The sequence below is a fragment of the Pseudomonas sp. URIL14HWK12:I5 genome (assembly GCF_900176445.1).
Classification (GTDB): Bacteria; Pseudomonadota; Gammaproteobacteria; order Pseudomonadales; family Pseudomonadaceae; genus Aquipseudomonas; species Aquipseudomonas monteilii.
Window position 1 is genome coordinate 90,243 of the sequence record NZ_FWXQ01000008.1, and the last position, 20,268, is coordinate 110,510.

20 protein-coding genes are annotated in these 20,268 nt (G+C 62.5%); 9 read left to right on the plus strand and 11 right to left on the minus strand.

The window, feature by feature from the left end; translation table 11 throughout:
* Positions 1–63 precede the first annotated feature (63 nt).
* The 4 genes from B9A31_RS18925 to B9A31_RS18940 all read right to left on the minus strand — a co-directional run bounded on the left by B9A31_RS18925 (position 64) and on the right by B9A31_RS18940 (position 5,134).
* The gene (locus tag B9A31_RS18925) at positions 64–696 is read right to left on the minus strand and encodes a TetR/AcrR family transcriptional regulator (protein WP_025754078.1); all 633 of its coding nucleotides are present in this window, start codon (positions 694–696) and stop codon (positions 64–66) included.
* Entirely contained in the window at positions 696–2,273 is a 1,578-nt protein-coding gene (gene gshA / locus B9A31_RS18930) for a glutamate--cysteine ligase (RefSeq protein ID WP_026020326.1), read from the minus strand. Before gshA ends, B9A31_RS18925 begins: the two co-directional genes overlap by 1 nt.
* Before the next feature lie 153 nt (positions 2,274–2,426).
* A complete protein-coding gene (locus B9A31_RS18935; RefSeq protein WP_019096897.1) occupies positions 2,427–2,810 on the minus strand; it encodes a PaaI family thioesterase in 384 nt (127 codons plus the stop codon).
* Complete coding sequence (locus B9A31_RS18940) at positions 2,810–5,134, minus strand: Tex family protein (RefSeq protein ID WP_084297255.1); 2,325 nt, start codon at positions 5,132–5,134, stop codon at positions 2,810–2,812. The genes B9A31_RS18935 and B9A31_RS18940 overlap by 1 nt, the downstream gene beginning before the upstream one ends.
* A 217-nt stretch (positions 5,135–5,351) precedes the next feature.
* On the opposite strand from B9A31_RS18940, the gene ompR reads away from it, so the two are divergent.
* Entirely contained in the window at positions 5,352–6,092 is a 741-nt protein-coding gene (gene ompR / locus B9A31_RS18945; RefSeq protein ID WP_016484407.1) for an osmolarity response regulator transcription factor OmpR, read from the plus strand.
* 13 nt (positions 6,093–6,105) lie between these two features.
* A complete protein-coding gene (locus tag B9A31_RS18950) occupies positions 6,106–7,419 on the plus strand; it encodes an ATP-binding protein (protein WP_016714463.1) in 1,314 nt (437 codons plus the stop codon).
* Positions 7,420–7,449: 30 nt separating this feature from the next.
* Here the strand turns inward: B9A31_RS18950 and rimK are convergent, their stop codons facing one another.
* Positions 7,450–8,355 (minus strand): 30S ribosomal protein S6--L-glutamate ligase, encoded by a 906-nt coding sequence (rimK, locus tag B9A31_RS18955; protein WP_012316721.1) that lies wholly within the window; start codon positions 8,353–8,355, stop codon positions 7,450–7,452.
* Positions 8,352–8,834, minus strand: a complete 483-nt coding sequence (locus B9A31_RS18960; protein WP_025754077.1) for a retropepsin-like aspartic endopeptidase RimB — start codon at positions 8,832–8,834, stop codon at positions 8,352–8,354. Before B9A31_RS18960 ends, rimK begins: the two co-directional genes overlap by 4 nt.
* Positions 8,835–8,943: 109 nt before the next feature.
* On the opposite strand from B9A31_RS18960, the gene B9A31_RS18965 reads away from it, so the two are divergent.
* A complete protein-coding gene (locus tag B9A31_RS18965; protein ID WP_016714465.1) occupies positions 8,944–9,345 on the plus strand; it encodes an RNA-binding S4 domain-containing protein in 402 nt (133 codons plus the stop codon).
* A 27-nt stretch (positions 9,346–9,372) separates the two neighbouring features.
* Here B9A31_RS18965 and B9A31_RS18970 read toward each other — a convergent pair whose 3' ends face one another.
* Entirely contained in the window at positions 9,373–10,167 is a 795-nt protein-coding gene (locus B9A31_RS18970; RefSeq protein WP_084297256.1) for a phosphatase PAP2 family protein, read from the minus strand.
* Between the two features lie 120 nt (positions 10,168–10,287).
* On the opposite strand from B9A31_RS18970, the gene hslO reads away from it, so the two are divergent.
* The 3 genes from hslO (at position 10,288) to B9A31_RS18985 (ending at position 13,496) form a co-directional block, all read left to right on the plus strand.
* A complete protein-coding gene (gene hslO / locus B9A31_RS18975) occupies positions 10,288–11,187 on the plus strand; it encodes an Hsp33 family molecular chaperone HslO (RefSeq protein ID WP_019096894.1) in 900 nt (299 codons plus the stop codon).
* A gap of 179 nt (positions 11,188–11,366) precedes the next feature.
* Complete coding sequence (locus B9A31_RS18980) at positions 11,367–12,908, plus strand: phosphoenolpyruvate carboxykinase (protein WP_019096893.1); 1,542 nt, start codon at positions 11,367–11,369, stop codon at positions 12,906–12,908.
* 147 nt (positions 12,909–13,055) lie between these two features.
* On the plus strand, positions 13,056–13,496 hold the full coding sequence (locus B9A31_RS18985) for an acyl-CoA thioesterase (protein ID WP_019096892.1): 441 nt from the start codon (positions 13,056–13,058) through the stop codon (positions 13,494–13,496).
* 57 nt (positions 13,497–13,553) lie between these two features.
* Here B9A31_RS18985 and B9A31_RS18990 read toward each other — a convergent pair whose 3' ends face one another.
* The 3 genes from B9A31_RS18990 to fdhD form a co-directional block, all read right to left on the minus strand.
* The gene (locus B9A31_RS18990; RefSeq protein ID WP_019096891.1) at positions 13,554–14,036 is read right to left on the minus strand and encodes a glycine zipper domain-containing protein; all 483 of its coding nucleotides are present in this window, start codon (positions 14,034–14,036) and stop codon (positions 13,554–13,556) included.
* Positions 14,037–14,232: 196 nt separating this feature from the next.
* Complete coding sequence (locus B9A31_RS18995; RefSeq protein WP_084297257.1) at positions 14,233–16,578, minus strand: FdhF/YdeP family oxidoreductase; 2,346 nt, start codon at positions 16,576–16,578, stop codon at positions 14,233–14,235.
* Between the two features lie 5 nt (positions 16,579–16,583).
* The gene (fdhD, locus tag B9A31_RS19000; protein ID WP_084297258.1) at positions 16,584–17,414 is read right to left on the minus strand and encodes a formate dehydrogenase accessory sulfurtransferase FdhD; all 831 of its coding nucleotides are present in this window, start codon (positions 17,412–17,414) and stop codon (positions 16,584–16,586) included.
* Positions 17,415–17,591: 177 nt separating this feature from the next.
* Here fdhD and lysM point away from each other — a divergent pair, with 177 nt between their 5' ends.
* Positions 17,592–18,032 carry a peptidoglycan-binding protein LysM gene (lysM, locus tag B9A31_RS19005; RefSeq protein ID WP_019096889.1) on the plus strand — a complete coding sequence of 147 codons (441 nt, stop codon included), beginning with the start codon at positions 17,592–17,594 and terminating at the stop codon, positions 18,030–18,032.
* Positions 18,033–18,082: 50 nt separating this feature from the next.
* Here the strand turns inward: lysM and yrfG are convergent, their stop codons facing one another.
* Positions 18,083–18,745, minus strand: a complete 663-nt coding sequence (yrfG, locus tag B9A31_RS19010; RefSeq protein ID WP_084297259.1) for a GMP/IMP nucleotidase — start codon at positions 18,743–18,745, stop codon at positions 18,083–18,085.
* Between the two features lie 64 nt (positions 18,746–18,809).
* On the opposite strand from yrfG, the gene nudE reads away from it, so the two are divergent.
* Both nudE and cysQ read left to right on the plus strand, forming a co-directional pair.
* The gene (nudE, locus tag B9A31_RS19015) at positions 18,810–19,376 is read left to right on the plus strand and encodes an ADP compounds hydrolase NudE (RefSeq protein ID WP_016714473.1); all 567 of its coding nucleotides are present in this window, start codon (positions 18,810–18,812) and stop codon (positions 19,374–19,376) included.
* Entirely contained in the window at positions 19,373–20,191 is an 819-nt protein-coding gene (cysQ, locus tag B9A31_RS19020) for a 3'(2'),5'-bisphosphate nucleotidase CysQ (RefSeq protein WP_019096887.1), read from the plus strand. Before nudE ends, cysQ begins: the two co-directional genes overlap by 4 nt.
* Positions 20,192–20,268: the final 77 nt, after the last annotated feature.

Sequence of the window (20,268 nt, forward strand, 5' to 3'; positions counted from 1 at the left end):
GGGCTGCTTTGCAGCCCTTTGCGGGCACGCCCGCGAAGGGCCGCAACGCGGCCCCGATCATTTTCAGCTGGAACGCTTGGCCAGAAACGGCGGCAGATACAACCCCAGATACGCCTCGCACACCCGCTTGCCCTCTTCGGCCATACGCGGCGTAATCGTCTCGTGCAACTGCACCGATCGCGCATACACCCGGTCGCTCAGTTCCATGGCCAGGGCAAACACATCCACATCCAGTGGCATCACCGGCAGGTGAAAATGCTGGTCGAACAACTTGTGCATCAAGTCGCCCAGTTCCATGTCGTGCTGCCGATCGGCCTGCACCACTTCGCTCAGCCCATGCTGGGCCAGGATTAGCTGCCGCGCCGCAGCATCTTGGTTATAGATACACAGCATGCGTTCTTCGATGAGCCGTGACAGTTCGTGCCAGGTGCTGAACGCGCTGCTGTCGATCGGTGCACTCAGTGCTTCGCGAAAGGCCCGGTGTATGTCGGCAGTCAGTGCTTCCAGCAACGCTGGCACGCTGGCGAAGAAGTGATACACCGACGACGGCGGAATCTGTGCCCGTTCGGCCACGCTGTAGATGGACAGTGCCGCCACCCCTTGCTCTGCCAGCAACTCGCGTGCAGCCGTCAGGATCGCTTCGATTCTAGCCTGGCTGCTGGCGCGCGGCTTGCGCGGGGTGGCGGTACGGGTCATCAGTTGCTGATCGCCAGGATACTGGCCTGGTAGGCACCGACGAACAAGTCGAAGTCACCGACTTCTTCCTGTTCCAGCTCGGACTGCTTGGCAAGCGATTCACGGGCCAGTGTTTCGAACGCCTGCTGTTGCTCGTTGCTCAGAGGCTGCTCGCGGAACGTGTCGGCGTGGATCCGGCTTTGGCGCAGAGAGAACTGGACGAAGCTTTCGTCGTGTTCGGTCATGCGTGCCAGCACCTGGGCCGACGGGGTCAGCGAAGCGTCGTCGACCTTGGCCTGCTGCGCATCCAGGGCCTTGGCGTGATCCTCACCACCTTGCGCCTGGTCGAGCAGGTCGGCCAACGGTCGAATACGCTGAATCAGTTCGCTGGCCCAGTCTTTCAGGCTGATCGGCTGGCCATTGCGGTGCAGCTCCAGGCCCGGGCGGCGGCCTTCCTTGACCACGGTCAGGAAGTTGCTGGTGCACTGGCCGCATTCACCGTTGTCCAGCTGCGGGCTGTCTTCCAGTGCGCAGAACAGCAGGAACGCATCGAGGAAGCGTGCCTCAGGCAGGTCGATGCCTACCGGCAGGAACGGGTTGATGTCCAGGCAACGCACTTCCACGTACTGCACGCCACGCGAGGTCAGGGCCTGGATCGGCCGTTCGCCGGTGTAGGTGACCCGTTTGGGGCGAATGTTCGAGTAGTACTCGTTTTCGATCTGCAGGATGTTGGTGTTCAGCTGCACCCACTCGCCGTCCACGTGCGTGCCCACTTCAACGTATGGCGGGTAGGGCGTGCCGACTGCCTTGCGCAGGCTGTCGGTGTAGCTGGCCAGGTTGTTGTAGCACGGCGTGAGGCCGGCCTGGGCGTTGCTCTGATAGCCCAGGTCACTCATGCGCAGGCTGGTGGCGTAGGGCAGGAACAGGGTTTCGGCGTCCAGCTCTTCGAGCTGGTGCGGGCGGCCACGCAGGAAGCCTTTGTCCAGGGCTGGCGAAGCGCCGAACAGGTACATCAGCAGCCAGCTGTAGCGGCGGAAATTGCGGATCAGGGCGATGTAAGCCGACGACTGGTAGTCGCGGTTGTCTTCAGTGCTGCCTTCGGCTTCGCGGAGCAGCGGCCACAGGGCTTCGGGCAGTGAGAAATTGTAATGAATACCGGCGATGCACTGCATGGTGCGACCGTAGCGCAGGGCCAGGCCTTTGCGGTACACGTGCTTGAGCTTGCCGATGTTCGAGCTGCCGTACTCGGCGATCGGGATGTCCTCTTCGGCCGGCAGCGTGCACGGCATCGACGGGCTCCACAGGTATTCGTCGCCCAGCTTGCTGTAGACGAAGCGGTGGGTCTGTTCGAGGCTTTCGAGCACCTTGGCCGGGTCGGGCAGGGCTGGGGTGATGAACTCCAGCAGCGACTCGGAATAATCGGTAGTGATCTGCTCGTTGGTCAGCGCCGACCCCAGGGCTTCCGGGTGCGGGGTCTGGGCCAGGCGACCTTCGTCGGTCACGCGCAGGCATTCGCGCTCAATACCGTGCAGGCACTGCTTGAGCAGGGAGAGATTGGCGCCGAGCAGGCTCAGGCGGCGGTTGAGGAGGTCGCTCAAGATGTATTCCTTCACGCGTCAGTCGCCCCAATATGGGGGTAGAGATAACGGTCTACAAGGGTAGGAAGAAAGGAACTGGCGTTGTCGCCTGGTTTACGCGGTTCCAGCAGGGCCAGCGCACTGCTGAAAATACCGCAGATACAGCTTGGTGAGCTAGAGAACCGCGAAGGTTCCTTGCGCTTTTGCCACCAGTTTGTCGCCCTGGACTACGTCAGCGTCGACCACCAGGGTACGCCGCCCGGCGTGCAGCACGCGGGCGGTACACAGCACTTCGCCGTCACTGACGGCGCGCATGTAGTTGATCTTGCACTCGATGGTGACGCTTTGCCGGTCAAAGCCATGGTTGGCCGAGCAGGCCAGGCCCATGGCGATGTCCACCAGGCTGAAGATCGCCCCGCCGTGCAGCTTCTGGCCCCGGTTGCGCAAGTGCGGCTCAAGCGCCAGGGCTACCTCGGCAACACCGGTTTCCAGGCGTTGCAGGCGGCAGCCCAGCAGTTGGCTGAAGGCGCTCTCGACGTATTCGCGTGGTACGTCCATCACTTCTTTTTCAGCTGCTTGGCGTTGGCGAACAGGGCGGCCATGGCGTTGTTGGCCGGTGCGGCAGTGGCGGTTTCACGCTGGCGCGGGGCCTGCTGCTGACGGTTGCCGCCATTGCCACGGTTGCCGCCGCGGTTGCCTTCGACTTTTTCGCCCGGTGTGTCGCTCATGCGCATGGACAGGCCGACGCGCTTGCGCGGGATGTCCACTTCCATGACCTTGACCTTGACCACGTCGCCAGCCTTGACCGCTTCACGCGGGTCCTTGACGAACTTTTCCGACAGCGCCGAGATGTGGACCAGGCCGTCCTGGTGTACGCCGATGTCGACGAAGGCGCCAAAGTTGGTGACGTTGGTGACCACGCCTTCGAGGATCATGCCCGGCTCCAGGTCCTTGAGGTCTTCAACGCCGTCCTGGAAGGTGGCGGTCTTGAACTCGGGGCGTGGGTCGCGGCCCGGCTTGTCCAGCTCCTGCAGGATGTCGGTGACGGTCGGCAGGCCGAAGGTTTCGTCGGTGAACTTTTTCGGGTCCAGGCGCTTGAGGAAGCTGCTGTCGCCGATCAGCGAACGGATGTCGCGGTCGGTGTCGGCGGCAATGCGTTGCACCAGCGGGTAGGCCTCGGGGTGTACTGCAGAGGCGTCCAGCGGGTTGTCGCCGTTCATCACACGCAGGAAGCCGGCGGCTTGTTCGAAGGTTTTCTCACCGAGGCGGCTGACCTTTTTCAGGGCTGCACGGGTAGCGAACGGGCCGTTGGCATCGCGGTGGGCGACGATATTCTGCGCCAGCGTGGCGTTAAGGCCGGAAATACGGGTCAGCAGCGCCACCGAGGCGGTGTTCACGTCCACGCCCACGGCGTTCACGCAGTCCTCGACCACGGCATCCAGGCTACGCGCCAGTTTCAACTGGGACACGTCGTGCTGGTACTGGCCGACACCGATGGATTTCGGGTCGATCTTCACCAGCTCTGCCAGTGGGTCCTGCAGGCGGCGGGCGATCGACACGGCGCCTCGGATCGACACGTCCAGGTCCGGGAACTCGCGGGCGGCCAGTTCCGACGCCGAGTACACCGAAGCACCGGCTTCGGAGACCATGATTTTGGTGATTTTCAACGCTGGGTATTTTTTGACCAGCTCGGCCACCAGCTTGTCGCTTTCGCGGCTGGCGGTGCCGTTGCCGATGGCGACCAGCTCCACCGAGTGCTTGGCGCACAGCGCGGCCATGATGGACAGGGTGCGGTCCCAGTCATTTTTCGGCGCGTGCGGGTAGACCGTGGTGTGGTCCAGCAGCTTGCCGGTGGCATCGACCACGGCGATCTTGCAGCCGGTGCGCAGGCCCGGGTCGAAGCCCAGGGTGGCGCGCGGGCCGGCCGGGGCGGCCAGCAGCAGGTCGTGCAGATTGTGGGCGAACACGTTGATCGCCTCGCCTTCGGCGTTGTCGCGCAACTCGCCGAACAGGTCGGTTTCCAGGTGGGTGTACAGCTTGACCTTCCAGGTCCAGCGCACCACTTCTCCCAGCCACTTGTCGGCCGGGCGGCTGCGGTTTTCGATGCCGACGTGGTTGCCGATCATCACTTCGCACGGGTGCAGGGTGCCAGGCAGCTCTTCGCCCACTTTCAGCGAGGCGCTCAGCACGCCTTCGTTGCGCCCGCGGAAGATTGCCAGGGCGCGGTGTGACGGGGCGGTGCGCAGCGGTTCGTCGTGGGCGAAGTAGTCGCGGAACTTGGCGCCTTCTTCTTCCTTGCCAGCTACCACGCGGGCGCTGAGCACCGACTCCTGCTTGAGGAAGCTGCGCAGTTTTTCGAGCAGCGAGGCGTCTTCGGCGAAACGCTCCATCAGGATGTACTTGGCGCCTTCCAGCGCAGCCTTGACGTCGGCCACGCCTTTTTCGGCGTTGACGAAGCGTGCGGCTTCGCTTTCCGGTGCCAGGGTCGGGTCGTTGAACAGGCCGTCGGCCAGTTCGCCCAGGCCGGCTTCCAGGGCGATCTGGCCCTTGGTGCGGCGCTTTTGCTTGTACGGCAGGTACAGGTCTTCGAGGCGGGTCTTGGTGTCGGCCAGCTTGATTTCGCGGGCCAGCTCCGGGGTCAGCTTGCCTTGTTCCTCGATGCTGGACAGGATGCTGGCGCGGCGCTCGTCGAGTTCGCGCAGGTAGCGCAGGCGCTCTTCCAGATGGCGCAGTTGGGTGTCGTCCAGGCTACCGGTCACTTCCTTGCGATAACGGGCGATGAAAGGCACGGTCGAGCCTTCGTCCAACAGGCCCACGGCCGCCTCGACCTGCTGGGGGCGTACGCCCAGTTCCTCGGCGATACGGCTGTTGATGCTGTCCATGTAAACCACCTGACATTTGTGAATACGGGGGTCGCCTGTGGGCTTTTCGCCCGGCGGCGCTGGATGAAAGCCGCGCATTATACCCATCGCAAACGGCTTGCGGTGATGGCGCCCGGCCAGCCGGAACTGGCGTCCGGGGAAAAATCTGCTAACAATGCTCACGCAACGTGCAGCAATGGCTACGCCATAATGCGCGGCGATATCAGAGGAGTTATTCATGACCGGCACCGCAAACACCGCTGAAGGTGACAAGATTCTCATCGTCGACGACGACCCGGGGCTAAGCAGCCTGCTGGAACGTTTCTTCACCAGCAAGGGCTACCGTGCCCGTGCAGTGCCCAATACCGAACAGATGGACCGCCTGCTGCAGCGCGAGGTGTTCAACCTGGTGGTGCTCGACCTGATGCTGCCGGGCGAAGATGGCCTGTCCGCATGCAAGCGCCTGCGCCAGCAGAACAACCAGATCCCGATCATCATGCTCACCGCAAAAGGCGATGAGTTGAGCCGTATCAAAGGTCTGGAGCTGGGCGCCGACGACTACCTGGGCAAGCCGTTCAACCCGGACGAGCTGATGGCCCGTGTCAAGGCCGTGCTGCGCCGGCAGGCTCCCGCTGTACCGGGGGCACCGGGTAGCGAAGACGAATCGGTCACTTTCGGTGATTACGAGCTGTCGCTGGCTACCCGCGAACTCAAGCGTGGCGATGAAGTGCACATGCTCACCACCGGTGAGTTCGCCGTGCTCAAGGCCTTGGTGATGCACGCCCGCGAACCGCTGACCCGTGACAAGCTGATGAACCTGGCCCGTGGCCGCGAGTGGGATGCACTGGAGCGCTCCATCGACGTGCAGATCTCGCGCCTGCGCCGCATGATCGAGCCGGACCCGTCCAAGCCGCGTTACATCCAGACCGTCTGGGGCGTGGGCTACGTGTTCGTGCCAGACGGAAACGCCGGTAAATGATGCCTGGCCGTCGATGAAAACCCCGCTCTGGTTTCCGCAAAGCTTCTTCGCCCGCACCCTGTGGCTGGTGTTGATCGTGGTCCTGTTCAGCAAGGCCTTAACCCTGGTCTACCTGCTGATGAACGAGGACGTGCTGGTCGACCGTCAGTACAGCCACGGTGTGGCGCTGACCTTGCGTGCCTATTGGGCTGCCGACGAAGAAAACCGCGACAAGATTGCCGAGGCGGCTGGCCTTATCCGCGTGACCGGCTCGGGTGTGCCCGAGGGTGAACAGCACTGGCCCTACAGCGAGATCTACCAGCGGCAGATGCAGGCGGAGCTGGGCGAGGACACCGAGGTTCGGCTGCGCATTCACGCGCCACCGGCGTTGTGGGTCAATGCGCCAAGCCTGGGCCCCGGCTGGCTGAAAGTGCCGCTGTACCCGCACCCGCTGCGCGGGCAGAAAATCTGGAACGTACTGGGCTGGTTCCTGGCCATTGGCCTGCTGTCCACCGCTTCGGCGTGGATTTTCGTGCGCCAGTTGAACCAGCCGCTCAAGCGCCTGGTGTTCGCCGCTCGTCAGCTGGGCCAGGGGCGCAGCGTGCGCCTGCCGATCAGCGATACGCCCAGCGAAATGACCGAGGTGTACAAGGCCTTCAACCAGATGGCCGAGGACGTCGAGCAGGCCGGCCGCGAGCGTGAGCTGATGCTGGCCGGGGTTTCCCATGACCTGCGCACACCGCTGACCCGTTTGCGCCTGTCGCTGTCACTGCTGAACAGCGACAGCGACTTGAGCGAGGACATGGTCCGCGATATCGAAGACATGGACGCCATCCTCGATCAGTTCCTGGCCTTTATCCGCGATGGCCGTGACGAGCCGGTAGAAGAGGTCGACCTGGCGGACCTTGTGCGCGAAGTGGTGGCGCCGTACAACCAGCCGGAAGAACGTGTGCGCCTTTGCCTGGAGCCTATTCCGCCATTTCCGCTGCGCCGGGTTTCGCTCAAGCGCATGTTGGGCAACCTGATCGGCAATGCGCTTCACCACGCTGGCAAAGGGGTCGAGGTGGCGGCCTATGTGTCGGGTGACGAGAGTGCGCCGTATGTGGTGCTGAGCGTGCTGGACCGTGGCACAGGGATCGACGAATCGGAGCTGGAGACCATCTTCAACCCGTTCATTCGTGGTGACCGGGCGCGGGGTGGCAAGGGCACCGGGCTGGGGCTGGCGATCGTCAAGCGGATCGCGGCGCAGCATGGCGGGAATGTAGAGCTGCGCAACCGGTCCGGTGGTGGGATCGAGGCGCGGGTGCGGTTGCCGCTAGGGTTGTTGTTACCGCGTAATGCTGTGTGATTGCTGGGGCTGCAAAGCAGCCCCACAATTTCAGCCCTTACCCTTGGTCCGGGTCTGATTAGGCCCGCCGTTCTTCTCCAGGTGCTCGATGATCATCCCGGCCACGTTCTTGCCGGTGGTCACCTCAATGCCTTCCAGCCCCGGTGACGAGTTCACCTCCATCACCAGCGGGCCATGGTTGGAACGCAGGATATCCACACCCGCCACACTCAACCCCATCACCTTGGCTGCACGAATCGCGGTAATCCGCTCTTCAGGGGTAATCTTGATAAGGCTGGCGACGCCCCCCCGGTGCAGGTTGGAGCGGAACTCGCCCGGCTTGGCCTGGCGCTTCATCGAGGCAATCACCTTGTCGCCCACCACGAAGCAGCGAATGTCGGCGCCACCGGCCTCCTTGATGTATTCCTGAACCATGATGTTCTGCTTCAGGCCCATGAACGCCTCGATCACCGACTCGGCCGCCTGGGTGGTTTCACACAGCACCACACCAATGCCTTGGGTACCTTCCAGCACCTTGATCACCAGCGGGGCACCATTGACCATCTGGATCAGGTCGGGGATATCGTCCGGCGAATGGGCGAAACCGGTGATCGGCAGGCCAATGCCGCGTCGTGACAGCAATTGCAACGAGCGCAGTTTGTCGCGCGAGCGGGCAATGGCCACCGACTCGTTGAGCGGATACACCCCCATCATCTCGAACTGGCGCAGGACTGCGCAGCCGTAGAAGGTGACCGAGGCACCGATACGCGGGATGACCGCGTCGAAACCTTCCAGCGGCTTGCCGCGGTAGTGGATCTGCGGCTTGTGGCTGGCAATGTTCATGTAGGCCCGCAGGGTATCGATCACCACCATTTCGTGACCGCGCTGGGTACCGGCTTCGACCAGGCGGCGGGTGGAATACAGACGCGGATTGCGCGACAGCACAGCGATCTTCATGCAGCACCTGTGGCAGGAGAAAGAGTGGCCGGAAAGGCCGGTTTGTCTTGTACGTATTTCAGGCCAGGGTTGACCACCAACTGGCCGTGAATCAGGGCCTTGGAACCCAGCAACAGGCGGTAGCGCATGTTCTTGCGGCAGGCCAGGGTGAACTCCACTTCCCAGACACCATCGCCCAAGGCCAGTGACGTGCGGATGACATAACGGGTCTGGGCCTGGCCGTTGGAGCTCTTGATGGTTTTCATGGTCACCAGCGGCGCTTCGCAACGGCGGTGACGCAGTTGTACCACCGAGCCCAGGTGCGCAGTGAAGCGTACCCAGGGCTGGCCGTCGCGCTCGAAGGGTTCCACCTCGGTGGCGTGCAGGCTGGAGGTACTGGCGCCGGTGTCGATCTTGGCGCGCAACCCGGCCACGCCGAGGTCAGGCAGGGCGACCCACTCGCGCAGGCCGATCACAGTCAAATGGTCAAATGTCTTCACGAAGCGCACCCTGCGAATGAGGTGGTGAACTGTAAGCACGGCGGGGATTTTTTGCATCCGCTGGTTACGGTAGTACAGTTCGATGAAACACAGTGTTCGAGGTAACGGGATGGCACAAAAAGCCGAAGACGACGACAAGGTTCGTCTGGACAAGTGGCTGTGGGCGGCGCGCTTCTACAAGACGCGGGCGCTGGCCAAGGCGGCGATCGAGAGTGGCAAGGTGCATTGCCGGGGCGAGCGTTGCAAGCCGGGCAAGGAGCCGCGTGTGGGGGACGAATTTGTGCTGCGCACCGGGTTTGACGAACGCACCGTGGTGGTGAAGGCGTTGTCGGTGGTGCGGCGTGGGGCGCCGGAGGCGCAGACGTTATACGAGGAAACCGAAGAAAGTGTGCGCCGGCGCGAGCAGGCAGCTGAAATGCGCAAGGCTGGGGCCATGGGCGTGACCACCGATGGCCGGCCGACCAAGAAGCAGCGTCGGCAGATTCACCAGCTGCATGGGAGCTTTGATTGAATGGGGCCGCAAAGCGGCCCCAACGATTTAGCGGATAACCGCCAATCGCCTGACCAACGGTAGCTTGGCCGCGATGTTGAACAATGGCGCCGTCCAGCGCATCAACGCTGCGCTACCCTTGGCCGCCAGCGGCGTGTAATAGCTCCACCCCAACGCCAGCACCGCCATCAGCAACCCGCCGATGTAGTCGTCCTGCCCCCAGTGAGCACCGGCCACCAGGCGCGGCAACATGAACAGCACTGCCAGCCCCCAGATCACCAGGTACTGCACCAGCCGGCGGCTGAACACGCTCATGAACAGCGCCCAGATCAGCAACACCGAGGCGTGATCCCCCGGGAAACTCTTGCTGGAACGGTCTTTCAGCTCCCAGGCTGCCTCCAGGTTCGGGTAGTAGTCACTGAGGTGGACGACGTCGTCAAATATCATCGACGGGCTCTTGTGTTGCCATCCTGCTGCATCCACCCACTTGGAAAACAGCGCACGAATCACCACTAAGAGGAGTAGCGTGACCAGAAAGCCGAAAAAGGCCTGGCGAACTTGAGCGGCCTTGAACACCCAGTCGCCACGGATAAGCACCGCCAGAAGGATCAGACCGACAACGATGTCGAACGGGCGCAGGCTGCCGACGGTCCAGATGTAGCGCCAGGTGGTGCTGTCGGCCAGCGGCGCATTGAGGCTGTGGAACAGCCACTCGTCGAAAGTCAGGCACAAGATCTGGCCAATGGGCCATAACCAGAAACACAGTAGAGCGATGGGTAGCAGCGTGCAGGCTGCCAATGGCCCCAAGGACCACCTTGCTTGGAACAGTGGTCGATTGTCCATAAAATACCTCTATTGCAAACAGAAATCGGAGCGACTTGTGATCGCTCTGTCACGGGTTCTCGCAGGTTTTTCGATAACCCTTGTAACCATTTTGTCACCATTTTTAGATAGCCAAAACCTATGAGCGATTTGCCTGATACCGATTTCACCCAACGTTTCATCTTCGACGAGCGCGATGTGCGCGGCGAGTGGGTGTCTCTCGACGACAGCTACGCTGCGGTGCTGGCGCGTCATGAGTACCCTCAGCCGGTCAAGGCACTGCTTGGCGAACTGATGGCCGCCACCGCCTTGCTGGTGGGAGCATTGAAGTTCGATGGCCTGCTGATTCTGCAGGCGCGTTCCGCAGGGCCGATTCCCCTGCTGATGGTGGAATGTTCCGGTGACCGCGACATCCGCGGCATGGCCCGTTACGAGGCAGACCAGATTCCGGCAGATGCCACCCTGTCGCAGTTGATGCCCGACGGCCACCTGACCCTGACCATCGATCCGGTCAAGGGCCAGCGCTACCAGGGCACCGTGGACCTCGATGGCGCCAACCTGTCGGAGTGCTTCACCAACTACTTCGTTCAGTCGCAACAGCTCAATACCCGCTTCTGGCTCAATGCCGAAGCCGGCAAGGCCCGTGGCCTGCTGCTGCAGCAACTGCCGCGTGATCGTCAGCCGGACGACGAAGAGCGTGAAGAAAGCTGGCAGCACGTCGTGGCATTGGCCACCACGCTCAAGGCTGATGAGTGGGCGCTGGACAATGAAACCCTGCTGCACCGCCTGTACCACGAAGACGCCGTGCGCCTGTTCGATATCCAGCCACTGCGCTTCAATTGCAGCTGCTCGCGCGAGCGCTCCGGTAATGCGCTGGTCAGCCTGGGTGAGCACGACGCCAAGGCGTTGGTGGAAGAATGCGGCGGGACGGTGGAGATCGATTGCCAGTTCTGCAACGAGCGCTATTTCTTCGATGCCAGCGATGTGGCGCAACTGTTTGCCGGTGGTGGCACGGACGTCGCCTCAGAAACTCGTCACTGAAACGTTTAATTGCAGGGAAATCTCCTGTCGAATTGCGCAAAAGCGCGGTTACGACAGGAGGGGCCTACTTTTTTTGGGCGTTTCTGGCATAATCCGGCCACTTTTTTCGCTGTAGTAGTTTTTTCAAGACAACTACAAAACGTTTGGAGCACTCGGCCTCGGGCCGGATGGGGTATCTCATGACGCAAGCCAACAACACCGTGTACACCGACCTGAGCGTCGATGAGCTGGTAAAAGAAGCGCTGCAACGCGGTGAAGGCGTACTAGCCGATACTGGTGCACTGGTCGTGGAGACTGGTCACCGTACTGGCCGTTCGCCGGCTGACCGTTTCATCGTCGAAGAACCTTCCACCCAGGACGCCATTTCCTGGGGCCCGATCAACCGCAAGTTCCCGGCCGACAAGTTCGATGCCCTGTGGGACCGCGTCGAGGCGTTCAACAACGCCCAGGATCACTTCGTTTCCTACGTTCACGTAGGGGCGGCCGCCGAACACTACCTGCCGGTTAAGATGACCACCCAGACTGCCTGGCAGAACCTGTTCGGCCGTTGCCTGTTCATCAACCCGGAGCAGTTCAACCCGGCTGGTCGCGACCAGTGGCAGGTCCTGAACGTCGCCAACTTCGTGTGCGAGCCTGAGCGTGACGGCACCAATTCCGATGGTTGCGTGATCATCAACTTCGCCCAGAAGAAGGTGCTGATCGCTGGCATGCGCTACGCCGGCGAAATGAAGAAAGCCATGTTCTCGGTGCAGAACTTCCTGCTGCCAGCTGCCGACGTGCTGCCGATGCACTGCGCGGCCAACATCGGCGAAGAAGGCGATGTGACCCTGTTCTTCGGCCTGTCCGGTACTGGCAAGACCACCCTGTCGGCCGACGAAAGCCGTTACCTGATCGGTGACGACGAGCACGGTTGGGGCGAAGGCGTTGTCTTCAACATGGAAGGCGGCTGCTACGCCAAGTGCATCGACCTGTCCGAGAAGAACGAGCCGGTCATCTGGAAAGCCATCAAGCACGGTGCGGTGCTGGAAAACGTCGTGCTCGACGCCAACAAGCACGCCGACTACACCGATGTCAGCCTGACCCAGAACAGCCGTGCGGCCTACCCGCTGGAGCACGTTGCCAAGCGTTCCGAAGCGAACCTGGGCGGCGAGCCTAACGCAGTCATCTTCCTGACCTGCGACCTGACCGGTGTTCTGCCACCGGTTTCGATCCTGAACAACGAGCAGGCGGCCTACCACTTCCTGTCCGGCTACACCGCGTTGGTCGGTTCGACCGAAATGGGTTCGGGCGGCGGCATCAAGTCGACCTTCTCCACCTGCTTCGGCGCCCCGTTCTTCCCGCGCCCGGCTGGCGAGTACGCCGAGCTGCTGATCAAGCGTATCAACGGCTTCAACTCCAAGGTCTACCTGGTCAACACCGGCTGGACCGGCGGTGGCTACGGCGTTGGCAAGCGCTTCAGCATCCCGACTACCCGTGCCGTGATCGCTGCGATCCAGAGCGGCGCGCTGATCGGTGCTGAAACCGAGCACCTGGACATCATCAACCTGGACGTGCCTAAGGCCGTTCCGGGCGTTGAAACCGAGCTGCTCAACCCGCGCACCAACTGGGCTGACAAAGCGGCCTACGACGAGGCCGCCAAAGGCCTGGCCAAGCTGTTCATCGAAAACTTCAAGAAGTTTGAAGTTTCCGACGCCATCAAGGCTGCTGGTCCACAGCTGTAAGCTGAACCCGCGCAACGAGAGAGCCGCCCTTAGGGGCGGCTTTTATGTTTCTGCAGACCGGTGCGGTCATTGTGGGAGCTCAGGCAGCGCAAAGCTGGATTTTCTGTTTCACTGTCAGCACCAATTGCGAAGACTAGAGCCAGACAGATGACCGAATCCCCTCAGCGCACTGCCTTCTCCCACTTCCACCCCATCCTTACCCGCCCTCAGGACAACGACCTGAACGGCCATATCGCCGGCGCCACCGTGCATGGCTTCTTCGAAACGGCCATTCAAGCGTTTCTTGTAGAGCAGGCCGAGCTGGACCTGCGTGACGGTGAACTGGCGGCCTTCGTGGTCAGTTCGGCGGCGGACTTCTACGCGCTGCCGGGCTTCCCGGATGTGCTGGAGGTGGGCTTGGGCGTGACGCGCCTGGCGGGCAGTACGGTGGAGTACCGCCTGGCGCTGTTCCGCCCAGGCGAGCCGGAGGCGTGCGCGGCAGGCACGGTGGTGCAGGTGTTCATCGAACGTGCCAGTGGCCGGCCTGTGACGCTGCCAGAGGCGCTGCAGGTGATCCTGTCCGGCCTGGTGCTGGAACCACAGGTATAAAAAAGCCCCGCCGGCAGGGGGCGGGGCTTTTTGTTGCCGGGGCGAGGCCCTCAGGCATTAGTCGCGCCAGTGGCGCTTGTGCTTGCGGTGGCCGTAGTGGTGCCCACGGTCCCAGTGGCGACGGTCGTCGTCGTAGCCACGACGGTAACGGCGGCCATCGTGGTAGTCGTCCCTGTCGGCCTCCTTGCCCATGTAGTTACCCAGTGCGCCACCGGCACCACCGCCGGCTGCTGCGCCAATGTAGCTACCGGTGGTGCCGCCCACCGAGCGCCCCACCACGTTACCGCCTGCAGCGCCCAGTGCGCCGCCGATAGCGGCCTCACCGCGCTGGCGCTTGTCGGCGCCCAAGGCACCGCCGGCTGCGCCGCCAAGACCGGCACCAATGGCGCCACCGGTGCTACCACCGATGGAGTTGCCCACCACTGAGCCCAGTACCCCACCCAATGCGCCGCCAATGCCGGCCTCGGTGGTGCCGCCTGCCATGGCCACGCCGCTGAGCAAGCTAAAAGACAACAACAGAATCGAGGAGTACTTCTTCATCAAGAGAGCCTCATAAGGATGACGAGGCGAATGTGAGGCTATCGAGCGTGGCTGGCAATGGAAATCCGACGAGTAACACGAGTTGTACACAATTCTCTAAGTTACTGTATTTGCTGTGAAACTTTATCGATTTTCGGCTGTCTGAGACCTTTATGACAAAGCCCTGAACCGTTACGGAACAGGGCTTTTTTCGTTTTTACAGGATACGCCCGCCGTCCAGCGCCCGCTCCAGTTTGATGGCGATGAACTTCGAGGTTGGCGTATGGCTGCCATCGCCAATACTCTCCAGCGGCACCAGCGGGTTCACCTCGGGGTAGTACGCCGCCGCCTGTCCGGCCGGGATATCGAAGGCCAGCAGGGTGAAGCCCTGCACCCGGCGCACATGCTCATCCCCCCACAACGAGACGATGTCCACTTTCTGCCCCGGCTGGAAGCCCAGGCGGATGATGTCGGCTTCGTTGGCAAACAGTACCTCGCGCTGGCCGCGCACACCACGATAGCGGTCGTCCAGGCCGTAGATGGTGGTGTTGTACTGATCGTGCGAACGCATCGATTGCATGATCAGATCCGGCAGTTGGCCGCTGGCGCGCACGCGCTCGTCGAGCAACGTATCCGGCAGCAGGTTGGCCTTGAAGTTGGCGCGGCCGGTGCTGGTCTTCCACTCGCGGCTGGCGGCGCTGTTACCCAGGTAGAAGCCGCCGGGGTGTTGCAGGCGCTGGTTGAAATGACTGAAGCCCGCGATGGTATCGCCGATCAGGTCGCGAATACGGTCGTAGTCGGCCACCAACCAGTGCCAGTCCACCGGTTGCTTGCCCAAGGTGGCAGCGGCAATGCCGGCTACCACTGCCGGTTCCGAGCGCATCTGTGAGGACAGAGGCTTCAGTTGCCCGTTTGAGGCATGGACCATGCTGAACGAGTCTTCCACCGTGACAGCCTGCGGCCCGTCGGCTTGCAGGTCGATGTCGGTGCGGCCAAGGCACGGCAGGATCAGCGCCTGCTTGCCATGCACCAGGTGGCTGCGGTTGAGCTTGGTGCTGATGTGCACGGTCAGTTCGCAATTTCGCAGCGCCTGGGCGGTACGTTCGGTGTCTGGCGTGGCTTGGGCGAAGTTGCCGCCAAGACCGATGAATACCTTGGATCGGCCATCCAGCATGGCGTGGATCGCTTCGACGGTGTTGTGGCCGTTGTGCCGCGGTACGGGGAAGCCGAAGCGTTTCTCGATGGCATCCAGCAGCGCGACCGGTGGGCGTTCGTTGATGCCCATGGTGCGGTCACCCTGCACGTTGCTGTGCCCGCGTACCGGGCACAGGCCTGCGCCTGGTGCGCCAATGTTGCCGCGCAGCATCTGCAGGTTGACGATTTCCTGGATGGTCGGCACCGAGTGGCGGTGCTGGGTGATGCCCATCGCCCAGCACATGATCACCCGTTTGCCGCGGCAGTACATGCGCGCAGCCAGCTCGATATCCGCCAGTGTCAGGCCAGACTGTGCCTGGATGTGTTCCCATGGTGTGGCATCCACCACTGCCAGGTACTCGTCGACGCCGTGGCCATGTTCGGCGATAAAGGCATGGTCGAACACGGCCGGCTCGCCTTTGGCCTGGGCCTCGCGTTCCCACTGCAGGACGAACTTGGCCATGCCACGCAGCATCGCCATGTCGCCGCCCAGCGCCGGGCGGAAGAAGGCGGTGTTGGTCGGCCGGTCGCTGTTGGTGAGCATCTCCAGCGGGTTTTGCGGGTGCTGGAAACGCTCCAGGCCACGTTCCTTGAGCGGGTTGATGCACACCACCTGGGCGCCACGCTTCACCGCATCGCGCAGCGGGTCGAGCATGCGTGGGTGGTTGGTGCCCGGGTTCTGGCCCCAGACGAAAATCGCATCGGCATGCTCGAAGTCGTCGAAGGTGACGGTGCCCTTGCCGACCCCGACGCTCTGCCCCAGGGCAACGCCACTGGCTTCGTGGCACATGTTCGAGCAGTCGGGGAAGTTGTTGGTGCCGTAAGCACGCACGAAAAGCTGGTACAGGTAGGCCGCTTCGTTGCTGGCGCGCCCCGAGGTATAGAACTCGGCCTGGTCAGGGGTGGCCAGTTTGTTCAGCTCGCGGGCGATCAGGGCGAAGGCAGCATCCCAGCTGATGGGTTGGTAGCGATCGCTGGGGGCGTCGTAGACCATTGGCTCGGTCAAACGGCCTTGGTATTCCAGCCAGTAGTCGCTCTGTTGTAGCAGCGACGTGACGCTATAGCGGGCAAAGAAGGCCGCATCCACGCGGCGCTTGGTCGCCTCCCAGTTCACCGCCTTGGCGCCGTTTTCGCAGAACTTGACCATGCCGCTTTCCGGCGAGTCGCCCCAGGCGCAGCCGGGGCAGTCGAAGCCGCCATTCTGGTTGGTTTTGAGCAGGGCGCGAATGTTCTTTAGCGCGTTGTCGCTGCCGACCCAGGCCTTGGCCACGCTGCGCAGTGCACCCCAGCCACCGGCGGGGCCGTGGTAGGGCTTGTAGCGAGGGTTGGAGGCTGGGGCGTTGTCCGGAAGGGGCTGGTACGAGGTCACGGCTGTTACGACTCCGCCGCTGGGCTGTAGACCCGCGGTGCGCTGTGCTTGGGCAAATGGATGAGGTTGAGGTTGTGCTTGCGCGCCCATTGCAGGGCAAGGCCGGTGGGCGCCGACAGGCTGACCAGGGTCTGGATGCCGGCACGCAGCACCTTCTGGATCAGCTCCATGCTGCAGCGGCTGGTGACGATGGCCAGGCCGCCCTGGCTGTCGATGCCTTGGCGCAGCAGTGCGCCGATCAGCTTGTCGAGGGCGTTGTGCCGGCCGATGTCTTCGCGGCCGAGCAGCAATTCGCCATGGCGGTCCATGAACAGCGCTGCATGTACGGCGCCGCAATGCTGGCCCAACGGCTGGAAGGCATCGATACGCTCACGCAGGCCGGCCAGCCACTGGGCCGGGGGCAAGGGCGCACCGGGCAGTACGGCCAGGTCCGGCAGGGCCTGCTCCAGCGCTTCGACCCCACACAGGCCGCAACCACTGGTGCCTGCCAGTTGGCGGCGCTGGTTTTTCAGGTTCCAGAAGGCCCGGCTGGAGATTTCCAGGTCGGCATACATCGCCGAACCGCTGCCAGAGAGCTTCAGGTCGTAGATTTCTGCCGTGCCTTCGACAATGCCGCTGCCAACGCTGAAACCGACGGCAAAGTCTTCCAGGTCGGTGGGGCTGACCAGCATCACTGCCTGGTTGAGGCCGTTGTAGACGATGGCCAAGGCTACTTCTTCGGCCAGCGGCGTGCTGTCACGTTTGGCGTCACTGAGCTGAACGTAATCGTAGGTGTTGCTGGCGGCGGGCATGGACAAGGGCGATGAGGCCGCGCAGACCGGAGGTTTGCTGTTCATCGGGGGTGTTGAATACCGGCGGCTTTCTGATAGCACAAGCCTAGGCTTGCGGGCCGGCGGCGTCTAATCGCTAGGGTCTATGCCGTGATAGACCGCGTCGATTGGTCGCACAGGGGCGGGAGTGGAAAAGCTGGCCTAGACTCGTGTGTCCGAGGTTTCGTCAACAAGGAGAACGCAATGAGCCTGTTCAGTTTCGTGAAGGAAGCCGGCGAGAAGTTGATCGACCTGCTGACCCCCGGTAATGCCAATGCCGAGGATCAGCTCAAAGAGCACGTGGCCAAGGTTGGCCTGGGCAACCCGAACATCAGTGCCACTGTAGAGGGTGACAAGATTATCCTCAAGGGTGAGGTGGCCAGCCAGGAGGAGAAGGAGAAGATCATTCTGGCGGCGGGCAATATCAATGGAGTAGCCAGTGTGGAGGACCAGATTACCGTGACCGGGCCGGTGGTGGCGGCGGCCAGGTTCGTTACGGTGAAGAAGGGCGACACGCTGTCGGCCATCTCGGTGGTGGTTTACGGCAATGCCAACCAGTACAACAAGATTTTCGAGGCCAATAAGCCGATGCTCAAACACCCGGACAAAATCTATCCGGGGCAGGTGCTGCGTATTCCTGAGTGATCTCTACTGCCTGTGAGGGCCTGTTCGCGGGCTTGCCCCCCAAGAGGCCCTCACAGGCCGACCAACAATTCCCGGTAATCCTCGACCGCTGCAAATTCCTCGGTATCCCGTGGCCCAGCCTGGCTATCCGGCTGGCGCACCGCCAACAAATGCCCCACACCAAACCGCCGCGCACTGCGCAAAATCGCCAACGTGTCATCGATAAACAGGCTGCGCTCCGGATCAAAACCGATATCCGCCTGCAACGCATCCCAGAACTGCGGGCTCTCTTTCGGGTAGCCATAATCGTGCGAGCTGATCAGCCGCTCGAAATACGGCGCCAGCTCTACCCGCTCCAGTTTCAGCGACAAAGAATCACGATGCGCATTGGTAATCATCACCACCCGCTTGCCGGCTTGGCGAATCGCCGCCAGGAAAGTGTCGGCATCCGGCCGCAGGGCAATCAGGTCGGCGATTTCCTGCTTCAGCTCGCGAATCGGCAGGCGCAACTCGCGGCTCCAGAAGTCCAGGCAATACCAGTTCAGCGTGCCGGCATTGCGTTCGAACAGCGGCTGCAGCTCCATTTCCGCCATGGCCCGGCTTACTCCGTGCAGCTCGGCATAGCGTTGGGGCAGGTGCTCCAGCCAGAAGCGGTTGTCGTAGTGCAGGTCGAGCAGGGTGCCGTCCATGTCCAGCAGGACGGTATCGATGGCAGACCAGGGAAGAACAGGCATGGGAAACTCTCGTTCAGTCGGCAAGCCACGGTATAGTAACCCGTTCACGCCAAGGAGCCGCCCCATGCGCCAGAAACCCACCGTCCTCAGCCGCGAAATCGTCGCCAGCAGCCGCCTGTTCCGCGTCGAAGCCGTGCAATTGCGCTTCAGCAATGGCAATGAGCGTACCTACGAGCGTTTGGTAGGCCGGGGCAACGGCTACGGGGCGGTGATGATTGTGGCCATGCTCGACGCCGAACACGCCGTGCTGGTGGAGGAGTACTGTGGCGGCACCGATGAATACGAGCTGTCGTTGCCCAAAGGCCTGATCGAACCGGGCGAAGACGTGCTGGCGGCCGCCGACCGGGAACTCAAGGAAGAAGCCGGTTTTGGCGCACGTCAGCTGGAGCATCTGACCGAGCTGTCGCTGTCGCCGGGCTACATGAGCCAGAAGATCCAGGTGGTGTTGGCCAGCGACCTGTACGAAGAACGCCTGGAAGGCGACGAGCCAGAGCCGATGCGGGTCGACAAGGTCAACCTGCGCGAGCTGTCGGCATTCGCCATGCACCCGCAGTTCACCGAAGGACGCGCCTTGGCGGCGCTGTACCTGGCGCGTGACCTGCTGATTCAGCGGGGGCTGCTGGAGCTATGAACGACCTGCAACTGATGCATGAAGTGGTCAAGCTGGCGCTGATGGCGGGCGAGGCGATCCTGCCGTTCTGGCGCGCCGATGTTGCGGTTACCAACAAGGCTGATGACTCGCCGGTAACCGCCGCCGATCTGGCAGCGCACCGGGTAATTGCCGATGGCCTGTTGGCGCTGGCCCCGCACATTCCGGTGTTGTCCGAAGAAGACTGCAACATTCCGCTGGCCGAGCGCCAGGGCTGGAGCCGCTGGTGGCTGGTCGACCCGCTGGACGGCACCAAGGAATTCATCGCGGGCAGTGAGGAGTTCACGGTCAACATCGCCTTGGTTGAAAACAGCGAGGTGGTGTTTGGCGTAGTGTCGATGCCGACCAATGGGCGCTGCTACTTTGGTGGGCGCGGTTTGGGGGCTTGGCGTGCGGAGGCCGGTGAGGTTGCCCAGCCTATCCAGGTGCGCAACGCACCGGCACAGGGCGAGCGCTTTACCGTGGTGGCCAGCCGTCGGCATTCCAGTCCGGAGCAGGAGGCGCTGTTGGCCGGGCTGGGTGCCGCTGTGGGTGAACTCGAGTTGGCCAATATTGGCAGCTCGTTGAAATTCTGCCTGTTGGCTGAGGGCAGCGCCGATTGTTATCCGCGCCTGGCGCCGACGTCGCAGTGGGATACTGCTGCGGCGCAGGGGGTGGTGGAAGGGGCTGGCGGCGAAGTGATCGGGTTGGATGGCTTGCCGTTCCGCTACCCGGCGCGGGATTCGCTGCTGAATCCGTATTTCCTGGCATTGCCGGCCAATGCTACGTGGCGCCAGGCCTTCCTGAAGCTGATCTGACGCGTATCACCCTACCCTGTAGGAGCGGGTTCACCCGCGAAGAATCCAGCGCAGTGCACGGCACCGGCTTCGCCGGT